This window comes from Mesorhizobium sp. WSM3868 (genome assembly GCF_002294785.1).
Lineage (GTDB): Bacteria > Pseudomonadota > Alphaproteobacteria > Rhizobiales > Rhizobiaceae > Mesorhizobium.
The window spans coordinates 1-2,447 of the sequence record NZ_NSGB01000044.1; the positions used below are offsets into that span (position 1 = coordinate 1).

2 protein-coding genes and 1 pseudogene are annotated in these 2,447 nt (G+C 57.6%); all 3 read right to left on the minus strand.

The annotated features are described in order from the left end of the window. Positions 1-188, minus strand: a pseudogene (locus tag CK221_RS30600) (3-hydroxyacyl-CoA dehydrogenase); the annotation flags it as partial. 82 nt (positions 189-270) lie between these two features. Further along, a complete protein-coding gene (locus tag CK221_RS30540) occupies positions 271-981 on the minus strand; it encodes a hypothetical protein (protein ID WP_179295240.1) in 711 nt (236 codons plus the stop codon). A gap of 341 nt (positions 982-1,322) precedes the next feature. Then, on the minus strand, positions 1,323-2,207 hold the full coding sequence (locus CK221_RS29430) for a 3-keto-5-aminohexanoate cleavage protein (RefSeq protein ID WP_095780269.1): 885 nt from the start codon (positions 2,205-2,207) through the stop codon (positions 1,323-1,325). Between the last annotated feature and the right edge of the window lie 240 nt (positions 2,208-2,447).

Here is a 2,447-nt window from a genome sequence, read left to right on the forward strand (position 1 = left end):
CGAAGGCGGTTACGTGCGGTCGGCCTGTTTAGCTCTCGCAACTGCGGCTCATAGCGGTCGAGGCCGGCCAATAGACGTTCCTGCCAGCCTGTTGCGGGATCCCAGGCGGTGACCTCGTGCGGGCCTGTAGTGAACAATGCCAGCCAGCTCGCGCCTACGGTCCCCGTGCCAATGCATGCGATGCGCATAGATTACCTCGTATCAACTATCTGGAGAGTGCTTCTCGAACAGCCTGCGAGAAAAGCTAAAGATCTTGAAGCGATGACAATATCAGGCGCCAACGGACTCAAGCGTTAGCCGGCATATCGTCGTAATGTCGTAAACTGGCAGCGCTGTTGCTCGACGGATCGCCGGCATCGCTATCGGAAGCCCTGTGCAAGTGACTACGACCGCCCCGATTTCCGGATGCGCAGCACGGAGCTGCTCGATGCAGCCGGCGACATCCTCCTCAATATCGCGAAGTTCGGTCGGCTGTGGCGGATCCATCATCATGTTTCGGTAGGAAGTGGTGTGTTCAATGCCACCGACGACAACCCTCGCCCGCTCAGCTGGATCGCTAATTCCAAGCAAATCTTCGCTGAATTCCCCCGCGTCCGCAGTCACGATGGCGAGCTTGGCATTTGAAGAAAGCTGGCGAAGCAGAGCCGGCACCAGAACCAGACTCGACATGACTACAGGAACGTTCACAGACGCGGCCACTGCCGCCTGATGTCGGACAGAGAAGCCACAATCCGCGCTGATGACGACAGCGCCCCGCTCGACCAGTCGACAAGCCGCTGCCACGTAGGCCGGTTCGAGGCTAGGATCGCCACGCATGACGACATCGGCCGAAGCCCCCGGAACAACCTCCGTAACGACATCAAGGCCGAACGTGGCCGAGCTCTGGAGCGAGCCGGGCAGAGGCGAAGGCGACGTCTGGCCTGACGGCGGCCCGCAATCCAGACCCAGGATTCCGAGGCAGTGCTTTGTCTTCGGCGGCATTTACATCTCCAAAAACAGCTTTTTGTCGTACCTGACTTCGTCGCGCAGGCTTGCAGTGCAAAGTCCAACGATCGGCAGCAGCGGCCCTGATCAACCACAGCAGAAGGCCAATCGCGAACAGTTCGGCGACGAACCCCGCCTGCGCCAGTATATTGCGGCCGCTGATCGTCTTCACCTGTCCGTTTCTGATCGTGGCTGGCACCGACGGCGGCGTCACGCCGGCCGGCAAACCAGGTTCCAAGCCCAGAATTCCAAGACAGCTTTCGACTTGCGACCCCATTGCGGCCTCCATCAGGTTAGTTCGCTTTCATTGTTCGCTGCACATGATACGGGAGTGCGGATCACCCGCGCTTTCGTACTCCGAGGATTGTCCGTGCCTCGGCAGGCGTGGCGACGCTGGCGCCCATGCGCTCGATGATCCCCACCGCGTTGTCGACGAGCTCCGCATTGGATGCCAGCACCCCACGTCGGAGATAAATGTTATCTTCCAAACCTATCCGGACGTGTCCGCCCATAGCCACCAACTGCCCAACCATTGGCATTTCATCTGCACCACAGCCAAATCCGCCCCAGACCGCCCCGGAAGGGAGAATCTCACGCATCGCCTGGACAGCGCTCGGCACAGCGGGAGCTCCATAACCCGTGCTGAGGCAAAATTGGAAAAGGGGCGGACCGTCAATTATGTTTTCGGAGATGAGTTTCTTAGCGGTTTCAATGTGGCCTAGATCGAAACATTCGAGCTCGGGTTTGACACCAGCCTCGCGCATGAGTGTCGCCATCTCTCGCAGATCGGACATACGAGCAACAAAAATCGCATCCCCAAAAGCCATCGTTCCGCAATCGAGGGTGCTAAGCTCCGGCTGAAGTTTGACGGCATGGGAGCAGCGTCCAATTGCGTTTTTAAGTGTGCTAGCCTTTCCAATTTTTAAAGGATCCAAAGAATCAAGTTCAAGTTCACCATCCATTCCACAGGTTAGGTTGATGATGACATCGGTCGCCGCGTCCCTAAGCTTCTTAACAACCTGTTCATAAAGCTCAATTCGGTTTGATGGGGCCCCCGTGTCAGGCTCGCGGACGTGAATGTGAACGACCGCAGCCCCAGCCTTTGCAGCTTCCAGTGCAGCCTCCGCGATTTGTGATGGCGTCTTGGGGATATTTGGATGCTTCGCAAGAACCGCGGACCCCCCTCCGGTGACTGCACACGTGACAATGACTTTCCGCGCCATCAGAAACTCCTAGTTCGGTCTCGCCTTAATTGTTTAGTCTGGCGTCATGCACTCGGTGGCAGCGCCGAGTGGTCATACTTCGAAGGGGTTGGGGCAGCGCAAGGTATGGGGATACTTCATGCGTATCACGGGATCATCAAACATCTGGGTGCGAGAGTGGGCGCCTTGGATCGGCTGGCTAGTAGAGGATTGGTTCTCCCTTTCGCTTAGGCCTTAGAGGCCTTTTCGAGGAAAAGTTGT